Annotated in this window: 19 protein-coding genes; 9 read left to right on the top strand and 10 right to left on the bottom strand. The window is 69.7% G+C overall.

Annotation, left to right across the window (positions count from 1 at the left end; all coding sequences use genetic code 11):
- Nucleotides 1-223: 223 nt before the first annotated feature.
- A complete protein-coding gene (locus NXI30_12405; protein ID MCR9095014.1) occupies nucleotides 224-1,516 on the bottom strand; it encodes an adenylosuccinate synthase in 1,293 nt (430 codons plus the stop codon).
- Nucleotides 1,517-1,518: 2 nt separating this feature from the next.
- Entirely contained in the window at nucleotides 1,519-3,099 is a 1,581-nt protein-coding gene (gene serA, locus NXI30_12400) for a phosphoglycerate dehydrogenase (protein ID MCR9095013.1), read from the bottom strand.
- A 497-nt stretch (nucleotides 3,100-3,596) separates the two neighbouring features.
- Here serA and aroA point away from each other — a divergent pair, with 497 nt between their 5' ends.
- The 7 genes from aroA to NXI30_12365 all read left to right on the top strand — a co-directional run bounded on the left by aroA (nucleotide 3,597) and on the right by NXI30_12365 (nucleotide 11,769).
- The gene (aroA, locus tag NXI30_12395) at nucleotides 3,597-4,919 is read left to right on the top strand and encodes a 3-phosphoshikimate 1-carboxyvinyltransferase (protein MCR9095012.1); all 1,323 of its coding nucleotides are present in this window, start codon (nucleotides 3,597-3,599) and stop codon (nucleotides 4,917-4,919) included.
- Between the two features lie 220 nt (nucleotides 4,920-5,139).
- On the top strand, nucleotides 5,140-5,595 hold the full coding sequence (locus tag NXI30_12390) for an Hsp20/alpha crystallin family protein (protein ID MCR9095011.1): 456 nt from the start codon (nucleotides 5,140-5,142) through the stop codon (nucleotides 5,593-5,595).
- Between the two features lie 51 nt (nucleotides 5,596-5,646).
- Nucleotides 5,647-6,048, top strand: coding sequence for an Hsp20/alpha crystallin family protein (locus NXI30_12385; GenBank protein ID MCR9095010.1), 402 nt, complete (start codon nucleotides 5,647-5,649; stop codon nucleotides 6,046-6,048).
- A 184-nt stretch (nucleotides 6,049-6,232) separates the two neighbouring features.
- A complete protein-coding gene (locus NXI30_12380) occupies nucleotides 6,233-9,133 on the top strand; it encodes a bifunctional transaldolase/phosoglucose isomerase (GenBank protein MCR9095009.1) in 2,901 nt (966 codons plus the stop codon).
- A 4-nt stretch (nucleotides 9,134-9,137) separates the two neighbouring features.
- Nucleotides 9,138-9,827, top strand: coding sequence for a ribose-5-phosphate isomerase RpiA (rpiA, locus tag NXI30_12375; protein MCR9095008.1), 690 nt, complete (start codon nucleotides 9,138-9,140; stop codon nucleotides 9,825-9,827).
- Nucleotides 9,828-9,918: 91 nt separating this feature from the next.
- Nucleotides 9,919-10,191: a hypothetical protein gene (locus NXI30_12370; protein MCR9095007.1), complete on the top strand. Its 273-nt coding sequence runs from the start codon at nucleotides 9,919-9,921 to the stop codon at nucleotides 10,189-10,191.
- A 138-nt stretch (nucleotides 10,192-10,329) separates the two neighbouring features.
- Nucleotides 10,330-11,769 carry a sigma 54-interacting transcriptional regulator gene (locus NXI30_12365; GenBank protein ID MCR9095006.1) on the top strand — a complete coding sequence of 480 codons (1,440 nt, stop codon included), beginning with the start codon at nucleotides 10,330-10,332 and terminating at the stop codon, nucleotides 11,767-11,769.
- 29 nt (nucleotides 11,770-11,798) lie between these two features.
- Here NXI30_12365 and NXI30_12360 read toward each other — a convergent pair whose 3' ends face one another.
- Complete coding sequence (locus NXI30_12360; GenBank protein ID MCR9095005.1) at nucleotides 11,799-12,389, bottom strand: TetR/AcrR family transcriptional regulator; 591 nt, start codon at nucleotides 12,387-12,389, stop codon at nucleotides 11,799-11,801.
- Nucleotides 12,390-12,455: 66 nt separating this feature from the next.
- Here NXI30_12360 and NXI30_12355 point away from each other — a divergent pair, with 66 nt between their 5' ends.
- Entirely contained in the window at nucleotides 12,456-12,824 is a 369-nt protein-coding gene (locus tag NXI30_12355; protein ID MCR9095004.1) for a DUF2358 domain-containing protein, read from the top strand.
- Nucleotides 12,825-12,858: 34 nt separating this feature from the next.
- Here the strand turns inward: NXI30_12355 and NXI30_12350 are convergent, their stop codons facing one another.
- From NXI30_12350 to NXI30_12325, 6 genes are all read right to left on the bottom strand, one after another.
- Nucleotides 12,859-14,067: an FAD-dependent monooxygenase gene (locus tag NXI30_12350; GenBank protein ID MCR9095003.1), complete on the bottom strand. Its 1,209-nt coding sequence runs from the start codon at nucleotides 14,065-14,067 to the stop codon at nucleotides 12,859-12,861.
- A gap of 136 nt (nucleotides 14,068-14,203) precedes the next feature.
- The gene (locus NXI30_12345; protein ID MCR9095002.1) at nucleotides 14,204-15,172 is read right to left on the bottom strand and encodes a pentapeptide repeat-containing protein; all 969 of its coding nucleotides are present in this window, start codon (nucleotides 15,170-15,172) and stop codon (nucleotides 14,204-14,206) included.
- A gap of 135 nt (nucleotides 15,173-15,307) precedes the next feature.
- A complete protein-coding gene (locus tag NXI30_12340; protein ID MCR9095001.1) occupies nucleotides 15,308-16,087 on the bottom strand; it encodes a PEP-CTERM sorting domain-containing protein in 780 nt (259 codons plus the stop codon).
- 147 nt (nucleotides 16,088-16,234) lie between these two features.
- Complete coding sequence (locus NXI30_12335) at nucleotides 16,235-18,136, bottom strand: DUF3604 domain-containing protein (protein ID MCR9095000.1); 1,902 nt, start codon at nucleotides 18,134-18,136, stop codon at nucleotides 16,235-16,237.
- A 41-nt stretch (nucleotides 18,137-18,177) separates the two neighbouring features.
- Complete coding sequence (locus tag NXI30_12330) at nucleotides 18,178-18,801, bottom strand: transglutaminase family protein (GenBank protein ID MCR9094999.1); 624 nt, start codon at nucleotides 18,799-18,801, stop codon at nucleotides 18,178-18,180.
- Nucleotides 18,794-19,759: a nucleoside monophosphate kinase gene (locus NXI30_12325; protein ID MCR9094998.1), complete on the bottom strand. Its 966-nt coding sequence runs from the start codon at nucleotides 19,757-19,759 to the stop codon at nucleotides 18,794-18,796. Before NXI30_12325 ends, NXI30_12330 begins: the two co-directional genes overlap by 8 nt.
- Before the next feature lie 108 nt (nucleotides 19,760-19,867).
- On the opposite strand from NXI30_12325, the gene NXI30_12320 reads away from it, so the two are divergent.
- Nucleotides 19,868-20,782: a rhomboid family intramembrane serine protease gene (locus NXI30_12320; GenBank protein MCR9094997.1), complete on the top strand. Its 915-nt coding sequence runs from the start codon at nucleotides 19,868-19,870 to the stop codon at nucleotides 20,780-20,782.
- Nucleotides 20,783-20,809: 27 nt separating this feature from the next.
- On the opposite strand, the gene NXI30_12315 is transcribed toward NXI30_12320, so the two are convergent.
- The gene (locus NXI30_12315) at nucleotides 20,810-22,273 is read right to left on the bottom strand and encodes a carotenoid oxygenase family protein (GenBank protein MCR9094996.1); all 1,464 of its coding nucleotides are present in this window, start codon (nucleotides 22,271-22,273) and stop codon (nucleotides 20,810-20,812) included.
- Nucleotides 22,274-22,276 lie beyond the last annotated feature (3 nt).

The raw sequence follows: 22,276 nt of genomic DNA, 5'->3' as shown, positions 1-22,276 counted from the left end.
GAGCAGAAGCCGCGTCTTCGGCGTCAGCTTCGCGTTAGGATGGAGTTGCACCTGAGATCTCCCTTCGGTGGAGGTGGTTGGTCTGCAACCCCATTTCCTCCGAAGGAATCTCAGGTGTCAACAAGCCCTTTGGGCCCCAGAGCTAGAGCGCGGGCTCCGAAACGAAGAAGGGGCCGCGACGACCGTCGCGACCCCTTCTCTGGATCTCAGCCTTGCGGCGGGCTCAGCCGAAGAGCTCCCGCACGATGATCGTCTCCTCGCGGCCGGGACCGACCGAGAGCAGCGCTGCGGGGACCTCGGCCAGGGCCTCGATCCGCTCGATGTAGCGGCGGGCGTTGTCCGGGAACTGGTCGATCGAGGTCAGGCCGCTCACGTCCTCGCTCCAGCCGGGCATCGTCTCGTAGACGGGCTTCGCCCGCTCCGCCTCGGCCAGGGTCATCGGGAAGTCCTCGGTGACCTTGCCGTCGATGTCGTAGGCGGTGCAGATCTTGATCTCGTCGAAGCCGGACAGGATGTCGAGCTTGTTGATGGCGAGATCCGTCAGACCGTTGACCGTGACGGCTTCGCGGAGCAGGACCGCGTCGAGCCAACCGCAGCGCCGCGGGCGGCCCGTCGTCGCGCCGAACTCGGCGCCGGCCTTGCGCAGCTGCTCGCCGGTCTCGTCGAGAAGCTCCGTCGGGAACGGGCCCGACCCCACGCGCGTGGTGTAGGCCTTCGTGATCCCGATGACGCGATCGATCTTGGTCGGGCCGATGCCGCTGCCGGTGCAGACGGCGCCGGCGACGCAGTTCGAGCTCGTCACGAAGGGATAGGTCCCGTGGTCGATGTCCAGGAAGGTCCCCTGGGCGCCTTCGAAGAGGATGTTCTTGCCGCCGCGGAGCGACCGATCGAGGATCCGACCCGTGTGGTCGATGTAGGGCTCGAGCTGGCGGCCCCACTCGAGGCACTGCGCGTAGAGCGCATCGACGTCGATCGGCTCGACCCCGTGGACCTTCGTGAGCTCCACGTTCTTCTGCTGGGCGATCGACTCGAGCTTCGTGCGAAGCTCGTCGGGCTGGCGCAGGTCGGCGACGCGGACGCCGCGGCGGGCGACCTTGTCCTCGTAGCAGGGACCGATCCCCCGACCGGTCGTGCCGATCTTGCCCTTGCCGGCGGCCGCTTCGCGGGCGGCGTCGAGGGCGGTGTGCCACGGCAGGATGACGTGCGCGCGACCGGAGACCCGGATCCGCGACGGATCCTTCAGGATCCCGCGCTCCTCGAGCTTCGCGAGCTCGCCGAGCAGGATCGCCGGATCGACGACGACGCCCGGGCCGATCAGGTTGACGCTGCCCTCGTGGAGGATGCCCGACGGGACGACGTGGAGAACGGTCGTCTCGCCGTCGACCACGAGGGTGTGGCCGGCGTTGTTCCCGCCCTGGAAGCGGGCGACGAGGTCGGCGCGCGGGCCGAGCCAGTCGACGATCTTTCCCTTGCCTTCGTCACCCCATTGGGCGCCGACTGCGACGACGGTGGACATGGCTAGAGCTCCAGCAGCTGCACGGCGATCATGTTGTCCGCGTCTCGCAGCGATGAGAGGACCGCGTCTCCGGGGTCCTGGTCGATGTTGACGAGCATGCAGGCTTCTCCGCGGCTCTCCTGGAGCGCGAGCTGCATGCGCGAGATGTTGATGTTGGCCTCGCCGAGAATCGAACCGACGCGACCGACGACGCCACTCTGGTCGTGGTTGTGGATCAGGAGCGTCCGGCCTTCCGGGATCGCCTCGAGCATGAAGTCGTCGATCCGTACGATCCGCGGCTGGTCGCCGTGGAAGACGGCGCCGGCTACGAGCCGATCGACGACGCCCTTCACCTTGACCGTCACGCGAGAGGCGAAGTCGTCGGCGCGGGCGACCTTGGTCTCGATCACCTTGATGCCGAGCTCCTGGGCGATGTGCGCGGCGTTCACGAGGTTCACACCCTCGCGCACACTCGACAGGATGCCCTTCAGGACCGCGATCGTGATCGGCGCGACCTTCAGCTCGGCGACGTCCCCCGAGTACTCGACCTCGACCACGTCGACGCGGCCCTGGGCGAGCTGGCCCTGGAAGGCGCCGAGCTTCTCACCGAGGTCGATGTAGGGCGCGACGGCCTCGGCCTGCTCCGGCGAGACCGACGGGACGTTGATCGAGTTGCGGACCTCGCCGTTCAGGAGGTAGTCGCGGATCTGCTCGGCGACGGCCACGGCGACGTTGATCTGGGCCTGCTCGGTCGAAGCACCGAGATGCGGCGTGCAGATCACGTTCGGATGGTTCACCAGCGGGTGGTCTTCCGGCGGCGGCTCCTCGACGAAGACGTCGAGGCCGGCGGCCCCGACCTGCCCCGACTCGAGGGCATCGAGGAGAGCCTTCTCGTCGACGATCCCACCGCGGGCGGCGTTGATCACGATCAGGCCCGGCTTCGCCTTCGCGAACTCGGCGGCGCCGAGGATCCCGGTCGTGTCCTTGGTCTTGGGAACGTGGACCGTCACGACGTCGGCGCGGCTCATCATCTCGTCGAGCTCGACGCGCTCGACTTCCAGGCGCGCGGCGGCCTCTTCCGTCAGGTAGGGGTCGTGGACGATCACCTTCATGCCGAGGCCCTTGGCCCGGGACACGACGAAGCGGCCGATGTTGCCCGCGCCCAACACGCCGAGGGTGCGGTTGTAGAGCTCCATGCCCTGGAACTTCTTCTTCTCCCACTTGCCGGCCTTCATCGACGCGGTGGCCTGCGGGATGTGGCGCGCGAGGGACACGATCAACGCGATCGCGTGCTCCGCCGTCGTGATGTTGTTGCCTTCCGGCGTGTTCACCACGACGACGCCGTGCTCGGTCGCCGCGTTGATGTCGACGTTGTCGACGCCGATCCCCGCGCGGCCGACGATCCGCAGGTTCTTCGCCGCGGCGAGGACGTCGCTGGTGACCTTCGTGCCCGAGCGGATCGCCAGGCCGTCGACGTCGCCGATCAGCTCGAGGAGCTCGTCCGGCGAGACGCCGGGGCGGTTGATCACTTCGATGCCAGGGGCCTGCTCGAGGACCGTCACGCCCTGCTCGGCCAGGGAATCGGAAATGAGGACTTTCGGCACCTTGTCTCTCCAGTGTCGGTCGGGCCGTCGGGGCCCACGTTCATTCGGCGCGCGTCGCTGTTCGCGCGAGCGGGCCGGACCCGTCCACGCAGGGGAAGTTTCGCTCGTCGAGCCGCGCGCGCGGCCGCTCTGGCTCCATCGAATGGAAGGCCTGCGCGCACCCGAGAGCGTCTTGCTCGATTCTGATCGGGTCGGACCGGCTCGATCGGCAATCACCCGACCTCTCCCGCGAAGTCGCGAAGAGAGACGAGGCCGCCGGGCTTGCGGTCGCCCCCGCCTCGAAGGGTCGGGAGCGGGGACCGCGCGAATCAGGTCTAACTCAGCGCCAGACCTATGGAATCCAACCGGTGCCGGAGTGTGGCGGAGGGCCTCGGGAGTGTCAACGGAGAGGCCTCCGCGCGGGCGCCTCGTGCTACGTTGCGCGCCGCTCGGAGCTTCTCGCGCGCGCTCGCCGGCGCGTCACCCCGAAGGGCAGCCGATCCGCTCGGAAGGACCCCATGACCGCCGCCGACGACGACCAGAAGGACCGGATCGACCGCCTCGAGATCCAGCCCCGCGGCCCGATCGAGGCCCGCCCCGTCGTTCCGGGCAGCAAGAGCATCACGAATCGCGTCCTGCTGCTCGCCGCCCTCGCCGACGGCGAGTCCCGCCTCCGCGGCGGCCTCGAATCCGACGATACGGTGGTCATGCGCCGCGCCCTCGAAGCGATGGGAATCGGCCTGCGGGTCGAGCCCGATCCCGGGACCGGCGCCGAGGACTGGCTCGTGCACGGTCGCGGGGGCCGATTCACCGCGCCGGATCATGCGCTCGACTGCGGCAACTCCGGGACGACGGTCCGCTTCCTGACCGCCGCGCTGACGCTGGCCGACGCCCCGATCGTGGTCGACGGGAACGCGCGCATGCGCGAGCGCCCGATCTCGGACCTCGCCGCTGCGCTCCGCGGCCTCGGCGCCGAGCTGACGATGGAGGGCGCGTCCGACTGTCCCCCGATCCGCCTGCACGGCGGCGGTCTGCCCGGCGGCGCCGCCCTGATCGACGGCAGCCGCTCGAGCCAGTACGTCTCGGCGGTGCTCCAGGCGGCGCCCTACGCCGCCCGCGACGTCGAGCTCTCCTTCAAGGACGGGATCATCGTCTCCCGTCCCTACATCGATCTCACCCTCGAGGTCATGCGCGACTTCGGCGCCGACGCCGCCTGGACCGACGACGACCGCCTCGTCGTCCGAGCGGGCCAGCCCTACACCGCGCGCGACTACACGATCGAGCCGGACGCTTCGTCCGCCGCCTACCCCTTCTCGGCCGCCGCGATCGCCGGCGGGAGCGCGACCGTCGCCGGCATCCGCGACGACTCCCAGCAGGCGGACTTCAACCTGCTCGGCCTGCTCGAACGGATGGGCTGCCGCGTGACCCGCGACGGCGACACCGTCACGGTCGTCGGCCCCGAAGGCCCGCTCCGGGCGCTCGGCGAAATCGACATGAACGACTTCCCCGACGCGGTCCTGGCCTACGCGGTCGTGTGCTGCTTCGCGGACGGGCCGACGACGATCCGGAACGTGTACAACCTCCGGATCAAGGAGACGGACCGGCTGGCCGCCCTCGAGACCGAGCTTCGCAAGCTCGGCGTCGACGCCGAAGCCGGTCACGACTGGCTGCGGATCGAGCCCCGCCCGATGCGCAGCGCGGAGATCGAGACCTACGACGACCACCGCATGGCCATGAGCTTCGCCCTCGCGGGTCTCAAGGTCCCGGGGGTCGTGATCCTCGATCCGGGTTGCGTATCCAAGACGTGGCCCGGCTTCTTCGAGGCCTTCTCGGCCTTCTGAGCCCTCCGAGAAGATTTTTTCGCGCGGCTCGGTTGACACCTCTGGGCGCGTGAAAATCCATTGTGGCGTGCCCGAAGGCACCGCCCGAGCGGCGGTGATCCTCGAGCGAGGCACCCGCCCCGAGGTTGGGGCGAAAGCGAGCGCCTGCCGGCGCCACAGGTCGACCCGTGTGTCCGCGATTCGGAATCGCGGCGCGGAGCGACGAAAGAGGAGTACTGCGATGAACCCGTTTCTGCGACACGCGACCCGGAGCCCGCGTCCCTTCCCGAGTCTCGCCCGGGAGCTCCAGCGCGAGATGAACCAGGCGATGCGATCGATCGACGCGGCCTATCACGGCCCCCGCGGCGTCTACCCGCCGGTCAACCTCTCCGAGTCGGAAGAGGGCTACGTCCTGACCGCCGAGCTCCCGGGCGTCTCGCCCGAGGACATCGACGTCCAGATCGAAGGCGCGACGGTCACCCTCTCCGGTCAGCGGAAGGTCGAATACAGCGCTGGTGACGGCGTCGCCGTCCATCGCCGCGAACGTCAGTCCGGCAACTTCCGGCGCGCCTTCGAGCTGCCGGCCGAGATCGACTTCGATCGGGCCCGCGCGAGCCACAAGAACGGCGTCCTGACCCTCGAGCTCCCGAAGTCGCCGGCCCTCCAGCCGCGACAGATCGAGATCGAGACGCGTTAGGCGCGACCCGAGCCCCACCCCACTCCACTCCACCCAAGGAAGGAGACGAACATGAGTGCCCATCAGACCTCCGAGATCCAGGCCCGCGAGAAGGCCGAAGTCCTGACCGAGGACACGCGGCCGGGCCTCCTCTTCAAGCCCGACGTCGACATCCTCGAACACCCGGACGCGTTCGTGATCCTCGCGGATCTCCCGGGTGCCAGCGAAGAGTCGGTCGACATCCACCTCGAGAAGGGGGTCCTGACCCTCGACGCGCGGGTGAGCGAATCGAACGACGACGTCCAGCCCCGCTACGCCGAATACCGCGAGGGCGGGTACCACCGCGTCTTCCGCATCTCCGACGAGATCGATGCCGACGGGGTGTCCGCGAAGATGCGGGACGGCGTCCTCGAGCTCAGGCTGCCGAAGAGCGCCGAGAGCCGGCCGCGAAGGATCGACGTCGCCGCCGCCTAGAACCGAGCCGATTTCGGCATGAATGGAACGGGATGGACCCCCCGGCGAGCTTCGCTCGTCGGGGGGTCTCGTTTCGGGCGCCCGGTCCGCGGGAGCGGGTCCCGCAGGACCCCGAACCTGCGTATACTGGCGCCGCGTTCGACGCCTCCCCCCGATCCCCGCGTCCAACCGAGGTTCCCATCCGATGCCCGCAAAGGACTCGAGCGGCGCGCCCCCCGCGTCGCCGATCGCCCTCGCCCACGCGCACGGCCAGTCGATCTGGCTCGACAACATCAGTCGTGACCTGCTGCTCTCCGGCGAGCTCCGCCGCTGGGTCGAGGAGCGCGGCATCCGCGGCGTCACCTCGAACCCCGCGATCTTCGAGAAGGCGATCGCCCAGACGAGCGACTACGACCCGGCGGCCCGCGCGCTGATCGGTCAGGGTGCGAGCGATGCCCTCGACGTGTTCGAGCGGCTCGCCGTCCAGGACATCCAGCTCGGCTGCGACGTGCTCCGTCCGATCTGGGAAGCCAGCGAGGGTCGCGACGGCTTCGTGTCGCTCGAGGTCTCGCCCCATCTCGCGAACGACACCGAGGGCACGATCGAAGAGGCGCGCCGCCTCTCGGCCGACGTCGCCCGTGACAACCTGATGATCAAGGTCCCGGCGACGCCCGAGGGCATCCCGGCGATCCAGCAGCTGATTAGCGACGGCATCCACGTGAACGTGACGCTGCTCTTCGCGGTCGACGCCTACGAGGCCGTCCACCAGGCCTATCTCGCGGGCCTCGAGGCGCGGCTCGAGCGCGGCCAGAACGTGTCGGGGATCGCGAGCGTCGCGAGCTTCTTCATCTCGCGGATCGACGCGACCGTCGGCCAGCACCTCGCGGCGAAGCTCGAAGGCGAGACGCGAGCCGAAGTGCGCGCCCGCCTCGAGGCCCTCGACGCCAAGGTCGCCATCGCGAACGCGAAGCTCGCCTACGCGCGCTTCCTCGAGACCCTCGCCAGCGATCGCTGGGCGCGACTCGCCGACGCCGGCGCCGATCCCCAGCGCGTCCTCTGGGCGAGCACCGGCACCAAGGACCCCGCCCTCCCGAAGACCCTCTACGTCGACGAGCTGATCGGCCGGCACACGGTCAACACCCTGCCCGACGCGACCTTGGAAGCCTTCCGGACGGAAGGCCGGGTTCGCGACGCCCTCGGCAAGGATCCCGAGCCGCTCAAGGCGGAAGCCCAGGCCGTGCTCTCCGAGCTCGATGCCCTGGGCATCTCACTCAAGGAGATCACCGACGGCCTGCTGACGAAGGGCTGCGCGCTCTTCAGCGACGCCTTCGACGGGCTCCTCCTCTCCGTCGAAACGAAGCGCCAGAAGCTCCTCGGCGACGGACTCGTCTCGACCCGCTACGCGCTCGGCGCCGCGCAGGCGGACGTCGACGCCGCCGCCGAGGCGTGGGTCCAGGCAAGCCAGACCCACGCACTCTGGCGCAAGCAGGCCGCGATCTTCTCGGACGCCGACGAGCGCCGCTGGATGGGCTGGCTCGACCTGCCCACGGCGAGCGAGGAAGAGGCGATCGGGAGCGCCGCCCTGCGCGAGGCCGTTCGGCGACATCCCGCCGACGCCGCGGTCGTGATCGGGATGGGCGGCTCGAGCCTCTGGCCCGACGTGCTTGGCCAGACGTTCACCGGCGAAGATGCCGGGGGGCGCAAGGCCCGGACGCTGCGCATCCTCGACACCACGGTCCCGGACGCGATCGAAGGACAGCTCGCGAGCCTCGACCTCGAGCGCTGCCTCTTCTTCGTGTCGTCGAAGTCCGGCTCGACGATCGAGCCGAACGCGATCTTCGAGCTCGTCCACGCGCGGCTCGCCGACGAGGTCGGCGCCGAGCGCGCCGGCCGACACTTCGTCGCGATCACGGACCCCGGCAGCCAGCTCGAGGCCCGCGCGGCGGAGCTCGGGTTCCTGGGTGCGGCCCTCGGCCGGCCGGACGTCGGCGGCCGCTTCTCGGCGCTGAGCCCCTTCGGGCTCCTGCCGGCCGAAGCCGCCGGGCTCGATCCCGAGGCCCTGCGCAGTCGCGCGCGAACGATGTCCGCGGCGTGTGCGCCCTTCGTCTCGCCCGACCAGAATCCCGGCGTGGGCCTCGGCCTGGCGCTCGGGACCCTCGCTCGGAGTGGCCGTGACAAGCTGACGCTCTCTTTGTCTCCGGAGATCGCGCTCTTCAGCGACTGGATCGAGCAGCTCGTCGCGGAGTCGACGGGCAAGCACGGCAAGGGCGTGGTCCCGATCGCCGGCGAGCCCCTCGGCGAGCCCGCCCGCTACGCGAACGACCGGGTCTTCGTCGATCTCGCCGTCGCCGGGGACGTGACGAAGGCGGATCGCGAAGCGAAGCTGGCTGCCCTCGAAGCGGCGGGCCATCCCGTCATCCGCATCGCCCTCGCCGAGCGCCTCGACCTCCTCCAGGAAGTCTTCCGCTGGGAGGTGGCGACGGCGGTGATCGGTGCGGTCCTCGAGCTCAATCCCTTCGACCAGCCCGACGTCGAGTCGGCGAAGGTCGCGAGCCGCGAGCTGATGGCCAAGGCGGCTGACGGCGGCGCCCTGCCCGTGCCGAACGCGAGCTTCGAGGACCAGGGAGCGTCGTGGATCGTCTCCCCGTCCGTCGGCCCGGCGAACGACGCGAAGGACGCGATCGCGGCCCTGCTCGGCGGCCTCGGCGCGAACGACACGTTCTTCGTGAACGTCTTCCTCGAAGATGCCGCCGCCCACCGCGAAATCCTGCAGAGCCTGCGCGAGCAGGTCGGGATCGCCCGAGGCGTCGCGACGACCCTCGATTTCGGTCCGCGCTACCTCCATTCGACGGGCCAGCTCCAGAAGGGCGGCCCGAACCCCATCGTCGGCCTCCAGCTCTGGCAGAGCGCCGGCGCGCGAACCCGCGACGCCCTCGCGATCCCCGGCATGGGCGGCGACTTCGACACGCTCGCCGAGGCGCAGGCGGTCGGCGACTACAGCGTCCTGGCGGAGCGCGAGCGATCCGTGATCGGCATCGACGTCGGTGCGGACCCGAAGGTCACCCTCGAGCGACTGGCGACCCTCGTCACGGAGGCGCTCGCCTAGCATCATGCCCAGCAACGACCCCACGACTCCGACGGGCGCCGCACAGGCGGCGCTCGACTTCGTCGAGGCCGGCATGACCCTCGGCCTCGGAACCGGACGCGCCGCTTCGGCCTTCGTCGAAGCCCTGGGCGACCGCGTTGCCGAAGGGCTGGAGATCACCGGCGTCCCGACCAGCGAAGCCACCGAACAGCTCGCCCGCGAGCTGAGCATTCCGCTCACGACCCTCGAAGCCGCCGGCCGCCTCGACATCACCTTCGACGGCGCCGACGAGGTCGACGACGCGCTCGACCTGATCAAGGGCTACGGCGCGGCGATGGTCCGCGAGAAGGTGGTGGCCGCGAGCTCCGACCGGCTCGTGATCCTGGTCGGGCCCGAGAAGCTCGTCTCCTCGATCGGCGAGCGAGGTCGTCTGCCGATCGAGGTCCTGCCCTTCGGCGAGGCCCTCGTCCGACGCGAACTCGCGGCAATGGGTCTCGACGCGACCCTTCGCGAAGCGCGCGACGGCGAGACGCTCGTCACCGACAACGGGAACTGGGTCCTCGACGCGAAGCTCTCCGTTCCCCTCGACGCCGCGGCCCTCGAACAGACGATCGTCGCTCTGCCGGGCGTCCTCGGGACGGGCTTCTTCCTGGGCATGGCGGACGCCGTCCTGGTCGGCAGCGGCGAGGACGTGGAGATCCGGCGCCGGTGCTGAGTGGAGCCTGAGCGCGATCTCAGCAGGGTGCCGCGCGAGATTCCGCCCCCGTTTCCCCACGATCCGGTAGGCTTCCGCTCGGAGCCCCCGCATGCCGACCCGACCCTTCTACGTCCAGCGCAACGGTGAGTGCATCCCCCTCGAAGGGGATTGGCGCGTCGCCGAGATCGACGGGGACTGGTACGTGCTGGGCCACCATTCGGTCGTGCCGTGCGGCTCGGAGCGCGCGGCGCACTCGATGCTCGCCGAGCTCGCGGAGCGCACCGACATCGACGCCCTCGCCAACGAAGCGATCGAGGGCCTCGACCGGATCCCCGAGGCGTGGGAGTCCGAGTCCCTCGGCGAGGCCGAGCTCTCGCGCTGACGCGACACCGACCGGCCCCGAACGCTGTCCGACGAAATCGGTGCGATTCTTGAGCCGGATTGGAACGCGAAGAAGCGCGCTTCGGGTCACGTTTCCTCTCGCGCCGGCCCCACCCCGTCCGGCGGCGAGGGAGGCGCCATGCGGACGATTCGATCGCTCCTCTGGATCGGGAGCGGGCGCGGGCTGACGCGCAGCGGAATGACCGAAGCCCCGGAGCTCGACGTGACCTGGGTACCGGATCTCGACGAGGCGCTCCTGCTGCCCGCCGTGCGGTTCGACGCGGTGCTGGTCGAAGAAGGCGAGCCCCAGGCCCTCGAGCTCGCCCTGCCCGAGCTCGACCGCTTCGCGGAGCGGCGCGGGATCCTCGTCGCGACCGCCGCGATGGACGATTCCCATGCCGACGCGCTCCTCGCCATGGGCCTCGGTGCCGTCTTCGTAATCGATCCGAACCGCGTCGGCCGCGGCTTCGTGACGGAGGTGAACGAGACCCTCGACCAGCTCCAGGCCGAGCGCTGCCATCGGGCGCGTGAAGCCGCGGCGCCGGCTTCCCCGACCGAGGAAGGAACGCCCCCCGTCCGAACCGTGAGCCGCCTCGAGGGCGCGTCGACGACCGAAGCGACGGAAGCCGAGGAGCCACCGCGGGTCCTGGGCCGGAGCGATGCGATGCGCCAGGTGTCGGATCTCGTCGACCTCGCCGCGTCGAGCCCTTCGACGGTGCTCGTGACGGGCGAGACCGGCGTCGGCAAGGAAGTGATCGCGCGGGAGCTGCACGACCGCGGCCGCCGGGGCGACGCGCCCTTCGTGGCGATCAACTGCGCCGCGTTCCCCGACGCCCTGCTCGAGAGCGAGCTCTTCGGGCACGCGAAGGGCGCGTTCACCGGCGCCGACCGCGAGAAGGTCGGCCTCTTCGAAGCCGCGGGCGCCGGCACGCTCTTCCTCGACGAGCTCGCCGAAATGGCGCTCCCGCTCCAGGCGAAACTCCTCCGGGTCCTGCAGGAGCGGGAAGTCCGGCGGGTCGGCGACCTCGAAGCGCGCCCGATCCACTGCAGGATCGTGGCCGCCACCAATCGCGTGCTCGCCGACGAGGTCGCCCGCGGCCATTTTCGCGAAGACCTCTTCTACCGGTTGAACGTATTCCCGATCCGGATCCCACCGCTTCGGGAACGTCGCGGCGACGTGCTCCCCCTCGCCCGCAGCTTCCTGGCCCTCCACGGGCCACAGGAGGGCAAGCACGATTGCCACCTGTCCCTCGCCGCGAGTCATCTCCTCGAGGCCTATCACTGGCCGGGCAACGTCCGCGAGCTCGAGAACGAAATGCTCCGAGCGCTCATGTTGACCCCGAGCGGTCAACTGATCACGCCGCGTCACCTCTCGCCGAAGCTCGTCGAGATCCTCGAGCCGATCGCCCATGGGGCGCGTCCGGACGAGACGCTCCGCCAGGCCCTCGATCGGATCGAGTCGTGGCTGATCCGGCGTGCGCTCGCGAACAACGACGGACGCAAGGCGAAGACGGCGCAGAAGCTCGGGATCACGCGCGAGGGCCTCTACAAGAAGCTGAAGCGGCTCGGGATCGAGTGAGCGCCCGAGCGCGCGGCACCGGGCCGCCCTCAATCTCCGCGCGGACGCAGCCCCTCGATCACCTGGCGGATCGAACGCTCGATCGCGGCGTTCGACAGCCGGGGCCGGCGATGCACGATCGCGAGCGCTGCCTCGGCCAGCACCGCGTTCAGAAACCGGGCAGCGAGGTCCGCGGACTCCACATCGACCTCTCCAGCCTGCTCGGCCCGCTCGAGGCCGCGGATCATCAGGCCGAGGCTCGTCTGGGCCTCGAGGTCGCGAGCGCGCTTCCAACCCAGGACCTGCGGCCCCTGCTCGATCACGATGGCGGCGACGGCCGGCTTCCGGACCTCTTTCAGCCAACGCAGGCAGACCTGGACGAGGGTCTCGAGGGGCGACGGCGACTCGGGCGCGCCGCGGACCGCGCGCTCGATCGCGGCGTCGGAGGCGCGCTGGAAGACCGCTTCGAACACGGCCTGCTTCGTCGCGAAGTGGTGGTAGAGCGCCCCTCGACTGATGCCGGACGCCTCGAGGATCGCGTCGGTCGACGTCGCCTCGTACCCCTGCTCGGCGAAGAGCGCCTGGGCGGCGTCGAGCACCCGTGCGCGCGTCGCAGCGCTTCTGTCGGCCTGTCTCGCCATCCGCAGACTTTACAGACTCTTCATCGGTTTGCTAAACCGACAGTAAGTCTGTAATTGGAGAGCCCCATGCCCGAACCCGACGAATCCCTCGCCCACATGATGGCGGCCTGGAACGAGCCCGAGCCCGCCCGCGTGCGCGCCCATCTCGACGCCGCCCTCTCCCCCGACGTCGTCTTCATCGACCCGAGCATCGTGACGCGCGGCATCGACGAGTTCGAAGCCAACGTCCACGAGGTCCACGACCGCCTGCCCGGAGCCGAGTACCGACGAGCCAGCGGACTCGACCACCACCACGACCTGGTCCGATACGCCTGGGAGATCCGACGCGACGGCGAGCTGGTGCTCCCCGGCTTCGACGTCACCGAGTTCGACGACGACGGACGCGTCGTGCGGGTGCTCGGGTTCTTCGGACCGCTCCCCGAGGACGAAGCCTGATCCGCCGATCACGAGCGCACGGCGGAGCATCGACCTAGACCGTCAGCTCGACTTTCGTCACGCCATTCAGGAACAGGTTCGCGCCCGCGGAAGCACGGGCGCGACCGAACGACGTGCTCAGGACCCGCGCGGCGACGCGGCGCGCGAGCGCATGGATCGACCGGGTCCCGAGCATCACCTTCGGCGGGATCGCCTGCATCCGCTGGATCAGGTCGACCTCCCTCGCCCGCGTTTCCTCGATCCGCGCAGCGGCGCCCTCGACGTCCCCGCCGGACCGGAAGGCCGGGACGAGCGCGTTCGCGGCGACGATCGCGTCGCGCAGGGCGATGTTCACGCCCTGGCCGCCGACCGGGGACATCGTGTGCGCAGCGTCGCCGATCAGGAGCGCCCCGGGCGTGGCCCAGCCGACGACCCGATCCGAAACGGCGTTCAGCAGGAACGGGCGGGTGATCGTGTCCGCCCGATCACGGATGTGCGCGGCGAGCTCCGGATCGACGTGGTGACCGAGCTCTTCGACCCATTCGCCGTGGGACCGGCTCTTGAGCTCACCGAACGTGCCCTTGAGGATCACCCATCCCATCTGGAGCAGACCGTCGGCGGTCGCGCCCGCGATCAGGAGCTGGCCGCGACCGCCGATGAAACGCGCGGTGCCCGGCGACCAGGCCTCGGGATAGGCCATCTTGAACCAGACCACGTCGAGCCGTGTGCCGCGGTCCTCGACGCGCGGTGCGAGGGCGCGACGCGAGACGGAGCCCCGACCGTCGGCGCCGATCAGGAACGAAGTCTCGACCTTCGACTCACCCCGGGCGTCCCGGGTATGCAGAACCGACCGCCCCTCGCCGGTGCGCTCGATCCGGCGGACGGTGGTCCCGCGCCGAAACGCGAAGTGCCCCGTGCCCTCGGCCATCGCCACGAGCCGTTCGAGCAGCTTCGGCTGCGATACCGCCGCGGGCGGGCGCGGGCCGTCGTCCGCAACCTCGGCCTCGATCGCCAGCCGAAGGAAGGGCTGGCCGTTCATCCATCCCTCGAAGACCGAGACCGGAAGCAGCGCATCCGCCTCCAGCGCGACCCCCGCCTCCTCGAGGGCGCGGAGCCCACTCGGCATCAGGATCTCGCCCCGGAACTCGCGATCGAAGTCGGACTGGCGCTCGATCAGGAGCGTGTCGACGCCGCGGGAGGAAAGGATCCAGGCCAGCAGTGCGCCGGCGGGACCGGCCCCGACGATGGTGACTCGATGATCCACGCGTGCCCTCCCTGGCTCAGCATTCTTTGTCGATCGACAAACTCGCAGAGCACAGGGGATCGGTCAAGCGGCGCGCAGGTTCACGACCGAAGCCTTGGGCGGAAAGGGCGACGATTCGCGTGGATGGCGGCTCGACTCACCCGACGGCGGGGCGCCGGGGACGGGCGTGACGTGAAGCGAGCCCGACCAACCCGAGTCCTACGAGGACCGCGCTGCTCGGTTCGGGCACGAACGTCCAACCGGCCGCGATCGGATCGAAGGGAACGCTGCCGTCCTGGTCCGCCCAGGCGTTCGTGAAGTCCGTTCGGCCGTCGTAGCGCGCCGACCCGATCGTGTCGCCCAGCCCCACCACGTCGCGCAGGATCGCGCCGGAGAAATCCGCCCCCTCGAGATCGACCCGGTATCGATCGAAGATTTCGTCGGGATGGTCGAGAAACTGGCTCGTGAACCGCGTGCCGGTCAGGTCGGCCCCGCGCAGCCGGGCGTCACGAAGCGACGTTGGCGTGTCGTCGATGTACGCGAAGACCACGTCGCGCAGGAGCGCGTTCGAAAAGTCTGCTCCCGGGGCATAGATCGTCAGGTACGCCCCTTCGAGGATGGCCTGCACGAACGAGGCGGAAGCGGCCCCCATCTCGTCGGCTTGCCAGCCTCGAAGATCGGCGAAGGAGAGGTCCGCAAAGCCCAGCTCGAACTCGCTCGTGCTCGAGTCTCGCCAGGTCACGCCCCGCAGATTCGCCCACGCCAGGTCGGCCCCAAAGCCCATATACCCGCCCAGGGTCGCCCCGGCGAGATCGGCGCCCCGGAGACTCGCCTGGGTCACGCGGGTATCATGGAGATTGGCACCCACGAGATTCGCCTCCCTCAGGTCGGCCCAGGCCAAGTCGGCCCCTCGGAGATCGACAGCGGGTGCCAGATCGACGCCGTCGTAGGGATGGAGCGGCGAGCCAGAATCGCCCGTGCTGACCCATGCGTAGCGGATCGGGTCCACCACACTGCCGTCCGTACGCTGGTAGGACGCGGCGAGTGCAGAGCTCGATGCGCAGACGAGCGCGATCACGATCGAGGCGAAGCGGAGGCACGCCCCGGCCTCGCTCTGCCACGGCAAGCGATTCTCCTCCGCTCGCCCACTTCCGCCGCATCGCTCGGCTCGCGCGTGCGACCGCCCGCGAATGGAGCCGCGTTCATCCGGTGCGATCTCCTCTGCAGGGAGTCGGTCGCCCATGATCCGCTCACATGCCACTTACGGGCGCCGATGCGCCGCCAGGGAGACCAGCCCCAGCCCGAGCAGCAGTGCCGTTCCCGGCTCGGGGACCGGCGGCGGGTTCCCGATCGGGGCGTGGATCACCGTGATCCGCGACGGGTCGAAGGTGAGCCGCGTGATGTACTCCTCGCCGAAGTCGACGTCGACCTCTTCGCCGGTCGCGGGGTTCACGGTCCCGGTGTCCTTGCTGGTGTTGTTGGCGTTGCGCAGCAGGCCCGTTCCGTCGGCGAAGAGCTGGAGCTGCGGCGGGTGGTAGCGGGCACGATCGAGTCGCCCCACTTCGACGGCGTAGATCTCGAGGATGCGGTCGAGCTTGCCGAGGGGCGCGAGCTCGGACAGCTGCACGCCGTCGAGGAGATCCGCATCGGGCGCGATCCGGAACTCGAGGAAGCTGCTCTGGGCAACCCACTCCGCCGCCGAGATCGGCCCCTCCCCGCTCTCGTCCCGGATCAGCGCGAAGGCGGGGAAGCCGGAGGGCGTGGGCGGGTTCGTCTCGAGCCGACCCGAAACGCGGTAGCGCACCTCGAGGAGATCCTCGTTCCTGTACTTCCGGCCGGCCTGGAGAGGCCCGCCGAAGTCCAGCTGGAAGTCGAAGCTGCGGACCGCGCTGAACTCGAACTCGATCCCGCTCGCCTCGAAGTCGGACGTCCCGAGGGAGAATCGGAAGGGGCCGTCGAGCGACGGGAAGGAAGAGGCCGAGGCGAATCCGGGAAGGCAGAGAAGCGTCGCGAAGGAGAAGAGCAGGAACGTGCGCAGCATGGAACCCTCCAGAGGCGCCGGGCGCGCAGCGAGCGCGCCCTGGCAGCGTGGAGTGGTTCCGGGAGGGGCGTTGTGTCGGGGAAAGACCGGCAGGGGCCGGGGGAAGCGTCCGAGATCGGGTGAAGAACGCCCCTCAAGTTATTGTTTTCACGGCTTCTTCTCTGGGCGGTACCAGACCGGCGAGGTGTAGGCGCGTTCCTGGGTCGTGCGGTCGACGCCGTCCGGGACCTCGGCGCCGAACACCTTCGCGTCGATCGTCGACCAGCGCGGCGTCGGAATCTCGAGCACCCGCACGTAGTAGAACGCGCGCTGGTCGCGATCGAAGTCGGGGTCTTCCCAGAAGGTCTCGAGCATCGCGGCGCCGATCGTATTCGAATAGCTCGCCGTCGCCAGGTCGACCGTATTCCCGACCGGCGGCGCATTCCCGTCCTCGTCGACCCCGCGCCCGCCTGCGAGCGCCACGTCGTAGACGCGTTCCCGGCTCTCGCCGTCGTCGCCCAGCCAACCCTTCACGATCTGGATGCGGTCGAGGTTCGCGCCACGCGGGTCGCGCCAGGCGCGAACGAGGAACCCGGGCTTCGCGAACCAGGAAGCGCGGGACAGGTCGCCGCCCATCGGGACGCCCGACGCGTACCCGTGCATCGCCCAGTCCGGACGCGCGAGATCCGCCGCCTCGAAGTCGAAGCCCGCGAAGAGGCGGACGCGCATCCGCGTGCCGGTCGTCGCATAGGTCTCCTTCCGCTGCATTGCATCGAAGAGCGCCGCCCGGCTGTTCTCCTCCGCCCAGACCGCGGCGAGTCCGCTGGCGACCTGCTGCCAACCGAAGACCGCGTTGTCCCCGACCTTCGCCAGCGCGTCGGTCATGCGCGTAGGCGTGGGCTCCATCCCGGAGTGCTTGCCGAAATAGTTCTCCTCGCGCGAGGTCGCGAGGGCCGTGTGGCTGTCGGTCGAGCCGATCATGCCGAAGCGGTACGGATTCACGCCGGTCTCCGCCTCGACCTCGAGTCCGAGACGAAGGGCCGATCGCGCATACTCGCCCGCGAGCATCGCGTCCTGCTTGACGGCGGTCCCGCCGAGATTTCCTGCGTCCCAGGTCTCGTAGTCCGCAAACTCGTCGTTCGGGCTCAGAAAGGGATGGGTCTCGCCGTCGCCCTTGATCTGCGTCACCTCGACGATCGGCTCCCAGCGGATGCGCTCCTTCGCGTAGGCCGCGTCGAAGGCGCTCCCGTCGACGCGCTTCGTCTCGAACATCCGGCCGTTGCTGAGGTTCCCGTTGTGCGGGATGGCGAGGATCCGGTCGCCCGTCTCCGCTTCGTAGCGGGCCATGAACGCCCAGAGATCTTCCGGGTCGGGGCTGTCGAGACTCGAGACCGGAAGCAGCCGTGTCGTCGTGCTGGCATCGCCGCGATAGACGACCACGCGATGGAGGTTGTCCCCTTCGATCATCGAGGTCCATTCGTAGCCGGTGAAGGCGGTGAAGCGGCCGGGCTCGTCGTGGCGATCCGCCGTCTCCGCCACCTCGCGCCAGATCGACGACTCGAGCTCCGGCACCCGCATCTTCCGCTCGTTCATCGACAGGTCGCCGATCAGGATCATCGCCGCCCGATAGAAGCCGTCGTCCCCCTCCTTCGACTGGTCGTAGAGCATCCGCCCGTACTCGGTCGCGAGGACGCGCTCGTCGCCGCCGAAGAGCCGCGGCATCAGGCCGAGGTACTCCATGTGATCGGAGACGACGAGGAAGTCGAGGGGCTCGATCAGGCGGACCGGAAGGCCGTGGGTCGAGGTCACGCGCTCGCCCTTCGCGAAGCGATAGGCATCGTCCGGCGAGAGCTTCACGCCGAACAGATACGCGTCGGGGGAGCTCGTCGTATGGAGGTGCGTGTCGCCGAAGAAGACCTCGTCCGGAATCGACCGATCCGCGTGAGGCGAGTAGCGCGTCTCGTTCTCGGCGGAAGCGAGCGAGGCCGCTCCGACGAGGGCGATGCCCGCGACGAGCGACCCGACGGCCCACCCCTTCTTCGTCCCGCTCCGCTCGACCCGGCTCTGCATGCTCTCCTCCTCGCTCCGTGTAGCGCGACAGGGTCGCAGAGTCAGAGCGCGTCGGGAAGGTTGCGCGAGACCGCAGCGAAGTCCGGGGCGCGTTCGAGCAGGTCGATGATGCGCTTCGGCGGCCGACGGAAGATGTCGGGGACGAAGGACTCGCCCGCGGCGGGATCGACCTCGAAGGGGAGCCCCCACGGTGGCGCGAAGCGGACCGTCGCCTCGGGCGTCCCTGCCCGACCGCTGGCGTCCAGGAAGAGCCAGGACTCCGCCGGCGACCAGTAGACCGCGTTGAACCCGTGAAGGACGAAGCCGCTCCGCTGGCCCTCGCTCGCGAGTCGCGCGTAGCAGAAGCCCGTCGGAAACCCGGCGTACCGCAGCATCCCGGCGAGCAGGTGACTCTTGGCATAACACATGCCCTGCCCCTCCCGGAGGACCTCGCTCGCGCTGCAAGTCGCCTTCTCGGGCTGCACGTCGAAGGCGTGCGGGACCTCGTCGCGGACGAAGCAGAAGAGTGCTTCGAGTCGTGCCTCGGCGCCGTCGCGCCCTTCGAGCACGGCCCCGGCCTTCTCCATCAAGCGGGGCGACTGCCAGTCGATCGTGATCGTGTCCTCCAGGTAGCGACCGAGATCGGCGCTCTCCGGAGTCGGCCAGACCGGCACGGACTCAGCCATCGGCCTCGGCCGCGAGGCGCTCCTCGCGACGCCCTTCGAGCAGGTCGCGCACGATCACGCCGGGCACGCCCAGAGCGCGGAGCGCCGACGACACGACGTTGTCGATCGACCGATGGAGATCGAAGACCCGCTCGCCGCCGACCTCGTCCCAAGCCGGCTGGTGGGCGTCGATCAGCGCGATGCGATCGCCGCCGAGCTCCGTCTTCAGGTAGTCGACCGACGGCTGCACGTTGTCGACGTAGAACTCGAAACGACGGCGGAGTGCCTCTTCGTTGTCGTCCTCGCGCCCCCGCTTGCCCGCCCGGGCGCTCATCTCCGCCTTGCTGATCGAGAGATGGAGGACCTTGAGCACCGGCACGTCGACCTGCCCGAGGAAGCCGAGCAGATGCTGCGCCGCAGTCACGGTCCGCGGATAGCCGTCGAGGATGAAGGGCGATTCGGACTCGCCGGCGCCCTTCGCCTCGGTGAGCGCTCGGTCGATCTCCGCCGAGATCAGGTCCTGGGTCCAGCGGTTCGGGATCAGGAGGCCGCGCGACGTACAGAACTCGAGCCAGTCCAGCTGACTCACTTCCGGCGTCCCGCTCACCTCGTCCGAGATGAAGCGGCTCGGCGTCCGCCCGAAGTGACGCTCGAGGTCGGGCAGGTGGCGCTTCACCTTCTCGGTCAGCTCGTCGTTCGTATCGATGCAGTCGAAGATGCTGACGTCGGCGGCGAGGGCGTATTTCTCGGCGAGGAGCTTGGCGAAGCCCGGATCGCGCTTCGACCGGCCGATCGTCGAGCGAAGGATCTCGCCCATCGACAGATGGCGAGCGGGATCGATCGAGATCAGATCGCAGAGCGCCGCCGCAACCTCGCCCTTCCCGCAGCTCGAAGGCCCGGTCAGGATCACCACGCCGGGTCCTCGGAGCGCGATCGTCTCGACGCGGACCAGGGAACGCGGGGTACTGGGCGTGCTCATCGATCCTCCGGGTCGTCCCACCAGGGCGAGCGGACACCCTCTCTTCGGACGAATGCGACGCTCTCCTGACCGTCGACTTCGGCCCGGACGTTACCATGGACCGAACGCATGGCCGCCCTCGAAGACGATGCAGAGCCCGGCGCGGGTCGCGCCCTCACCCACGCCGCCACCCCGAGCAAGCGGGAAGCCGAGGATTGGGCCCTCGTCCTGGTCGCCGAGGGATTCCGGCCGGTGGCGCGACGGACCGAAGCGGGCTGGCGGATCGAAATCGAGGCGGAGCGTCTCGCCGCGGCCGACGGGATCCTGACCGCGTGGAAGGCGGAGCGCGCCGAGCGAAGGAGACCGCCGCCGCCCGAACCGGATGCGGCGACCCGTCCCCACCAGCTCGCCCTGGCCTACGCGATGGCCCTCGGCATGGTCGGATTCCACGTCTTCCTCGAACGGACCGGCCGCCACGCGGCCTACGTCGAGGCCGGCGACAGTCAGGCCGCGCTGGTCCTCGCCGGCGAGCTCCACCGCGCGCTGACGGCGCTCACCCTGCACTCGGATCTGACCCACGTCGCGGGCAACGCGCTCTTCGGCGGCTTCTTCCTCGCCGCGCTCGCCGGGCGCCTCGGAATCGGCTGCGCGCTCCTCGCCTTCCTGGTCAGCGGGACGGCCGGAAACCTCGCGAACGCCCTCTGGTACGGCCATGCGCACAGCTCGGTCGGCGCCTCGACCGGCGTCTTCGGCCTCGTCGGGGTGCTCGCCGGTCTCGCGGCGTGGCGCCGTCACCAGGGATGGGCGGGGCGCCGCGGAGCGTGGGTGCCGCTCGGTGCGGGCCTCGCGATCGTGGCGATGCTCGGCGGCCCGGGCCACAGGGTCGACTTCTCGGCGCATCTCTTCGGGCTTGCCGCGGGTGCCCTCGCCGGACTCGCGATCTCGCTGCCGCTCGCGCGGCGCCCGCGACCGGAAACGCCGACCCAGATCGCGGCCTTCCTGGCGAGCGTCCTTCTCGTGGGCGGGGCCTGGCGACTCGCCTGATCCGGCTCGCCCCGTCCCCGTGCGGGCTCAGCCGGCGGACGCGTGCCAGAACGCGTGGGTGCCGCAGGAGATCCGCTCGGGCAACGCGATCCGGGCGACCGGGCCGTCGGTCGGATTCGCCGCATCGAGCACGAGGCACTCGGAGCGATCCCGGTTGACGTCCATCGTGAAGGTCACGAGGTAGCCGTCGTCCTCCGCCGTCGAGCCGATCCGCGGGGCCATCACGGTCTCGCTCGCGTAGACCCCTTCCGGGAGCTGGACCACGTCCTCGTGGCCGGTCTCGAGATCCTGTTTGACGAGCCCCTCGAAGCCGAACCAGCCCTTCGCCGGCAGCGCGTTGTAGCTGTAGCGGTTGCGTCGCCCGCCATAGCGCCCGTTGATCATGCCGAACTCCATGATCCGGTCGCTGAGCCGCTCCTCCCGGCATTCGCCGGTCCGGAGATCGAAGCGCCAGCGGTGGGCGTAGGCGCCCATCGTGTGCAGGTCGAGGAATCGGAGCATCGTCTCCTGCGGCGTCGCCCCGGGCTCGCGCGCCGGGGACGGGTTCTCCTGGAAGAACCCGTCGAGCACGATCTCGTCGCCATCCTCGTATGCGTTGATCCAGTGCAGCACATAGGTCGGCGCCGCTTCGAACCAGCGGATCTCGTCCGCACTTCCGCGCCGGGGGACCACGCCGAAGCGCGTCGGCAGGTCCGGATGGTAGGCCGAGACGTGATGGCCCTTCTTCAGGAGCTCCGGCTCCCAGAACATCGGGCAGTCGTTCAGGATCGCGTAGTTCTCGGTGAAGGCCATGTCGTGGGGCATGCGCGGCCCCGGAAGCGGCACGTCGACGTAGTGGGCGAGCGCGCCGTCGGCGTCGACGACGCCGTAGTGCATGTAGGGCGCCTCGGTCGAGTAGTTGAAGAAGAGCATCTCGCCCGTCACTTCGTCGATCTTCGGATGGGCGGAGATGCCCTCCCGCGGAAAGCGTCCGCCGAAGTCGGCCTTGCCGAGGGGCTCCAGGGTCTTCGGGTCGTGGCGATAGAGATCGCCGCAGAGCCAGAAGCTCGAGAGGGCCTCGCCGTTGTGCACGACGATGTCGGTGCTCGAGGCGTCCTTCATGTTGGGCCGCGCCCCGAGGTCGCAGGTCTTCCGGGCGAGCTTCGGGTTCTCCGCGGCGCCGGCGAAGAGCGATTCGCCCGCTTCCCGCTCCGCGCGAAACCCGTCGGTCCGGACGAAGCGGTTGCGGTAGACGGCCTCTCCGTCCGCGAAGGCGACCCCGTGGAGCATCCCGTCCCCGTCGAAGGGGTGGTAGCGCTCGATCGGCGTGAGCAGCGGGTTCTCGGTGTTGCGTAGATAGACGCCGGCGAGGTCGCGCGGGATCTCGCCTTCGACCTCGAGGTCCCAGGCATCGTACTCCGTCGTCTGCGGGCGCCAGGCGCCGGTCCGGTAGGGATGGTCGTCGTCCGCGGGCAGGTTCGATTCGAATCGTTCGTGGATCTCGGTCTTCATCGT

It is taken from the genome of bacterium (assembly GCA_024742285.1).
In the GTDB taxonomy this organism is placed as follows: Bacteria; Myxococcota_A; UBA9160; order UBA9160; family UBA4427; genus UBA4427.
This window is presented reverse-complemented; position numbering and strand designations above follow the sequence as displayed.

Bases quoted from the DNA above. Each gene is read 5' to 3' on its own strand.
- NXI30_12405 (MCR9095014.1), bottom strand. From the start codon at position 1,516: ATGTCCACCGTCGTCGCAGTCGGCGCCCAATGGGGTGACGAAGGCAAG.
- NXI30_12335 (MCR9095000.1), bottom strand. From the start codon at position 18,136: ATGCAGAGCCGGGTCGAGCGGAGCGGGACGAAGAAGGGGTGGGCCGTC.
- NXI30_12340 (MCR9095001.1), bottom strand. From the start codon at position 16,087: ATGCTGCGCACGTTCCTGCTCTTCTCCTTCGCGACGCTTCTCTGCCTT.
- NXI30_12360 (MCR9095005.1), bottom strand. From the start codon at position 12,389: ATGGCGAGACAGGCCGACAGAAGCGCTGCGACGCGCGCACGGGTGCTC.
- NXI30_12355 (MCR9095004.1), top strand. From the start codon at position 12,456: ATGCCCGAACCCGACGAATCCCTCGCCCACATGATGGCGGCCTGGAAC.
- NXI30_12330 (MCR9094999.1), bottom strand. From the start codon at position 18,801: ATGGCTGAGTCCGTGCCGGTCTGGCCGACTCCGGAGAGCGCCGATCTC.
- NXI30_12370 (MCR9095007.1), top strand. From the start codon at position 9,919: ATGCCGACCCGACCCTTCTACGTCCAGCGCAACGGTGAGTGCATCCCC.
- NXI30_12320 (MCR9094997.1), top strand. From the start codon at position 19,868: ATGGCCGCCCTCGAAGACGATGCAGAGCCCGGCGCGGGTCGCGCCCTC.
- NXI30_12315 (MCR9094996.1), bottom strand. From the start codon at position 22,273: ATGAAGACCGAGATCCACGAACGATTCGAATCGAACCTGCCCGCGGAC.
- NXI30_12365 (MCR9095006.1), top strand. From the start codon at position 10,330: ATGCGGACGATTCGATCGCTCCTCTGGATCGGGAGCGGGCGCGGGCTG.
- NXI30_12385 (MCR9095010.1), top strand. From the start codon at position 5,647: ATGAGTGCCCATCAGACCTCCGAGATCCAGGCCCGCGAGAAGGCCGAA.
- NXI30_12390 (MCR9095011.1), top strand. From the start codon at position 5,140: ATGAACCCGTTTCTGCGACACGCGACCCGGAGCCCGCGTCCCTTCCCG.
- rpiA (MCR9095008.1), top strand. From the start codon at position 9,138: ATGCCCAGCAACGACCCCACGACTCCGACGGGCGCCGCACAGGCGGCG.
- aroA (MCR9095012.1), top strand. From the start codon at position 3,597: ATGACCGCCGCCGACGACGACCAGAAGGACCGGATCGACCGCCTCGAG.
- NXI30_12325 (MCR9094998.1), bottom strand. From the start codon at position 19,759: ATGAGCACGCCCAGTACCCCGCGTTCCCTGGTCCGCGTCGAGACGATC.
- NXI30_12380 (MCR9095009.1), top strand. From the start codon at position 6,233: ATGCCCGCAAAGGACTCGAGCGGCGCGCCCCCCGCGTCGCCGATCGCC.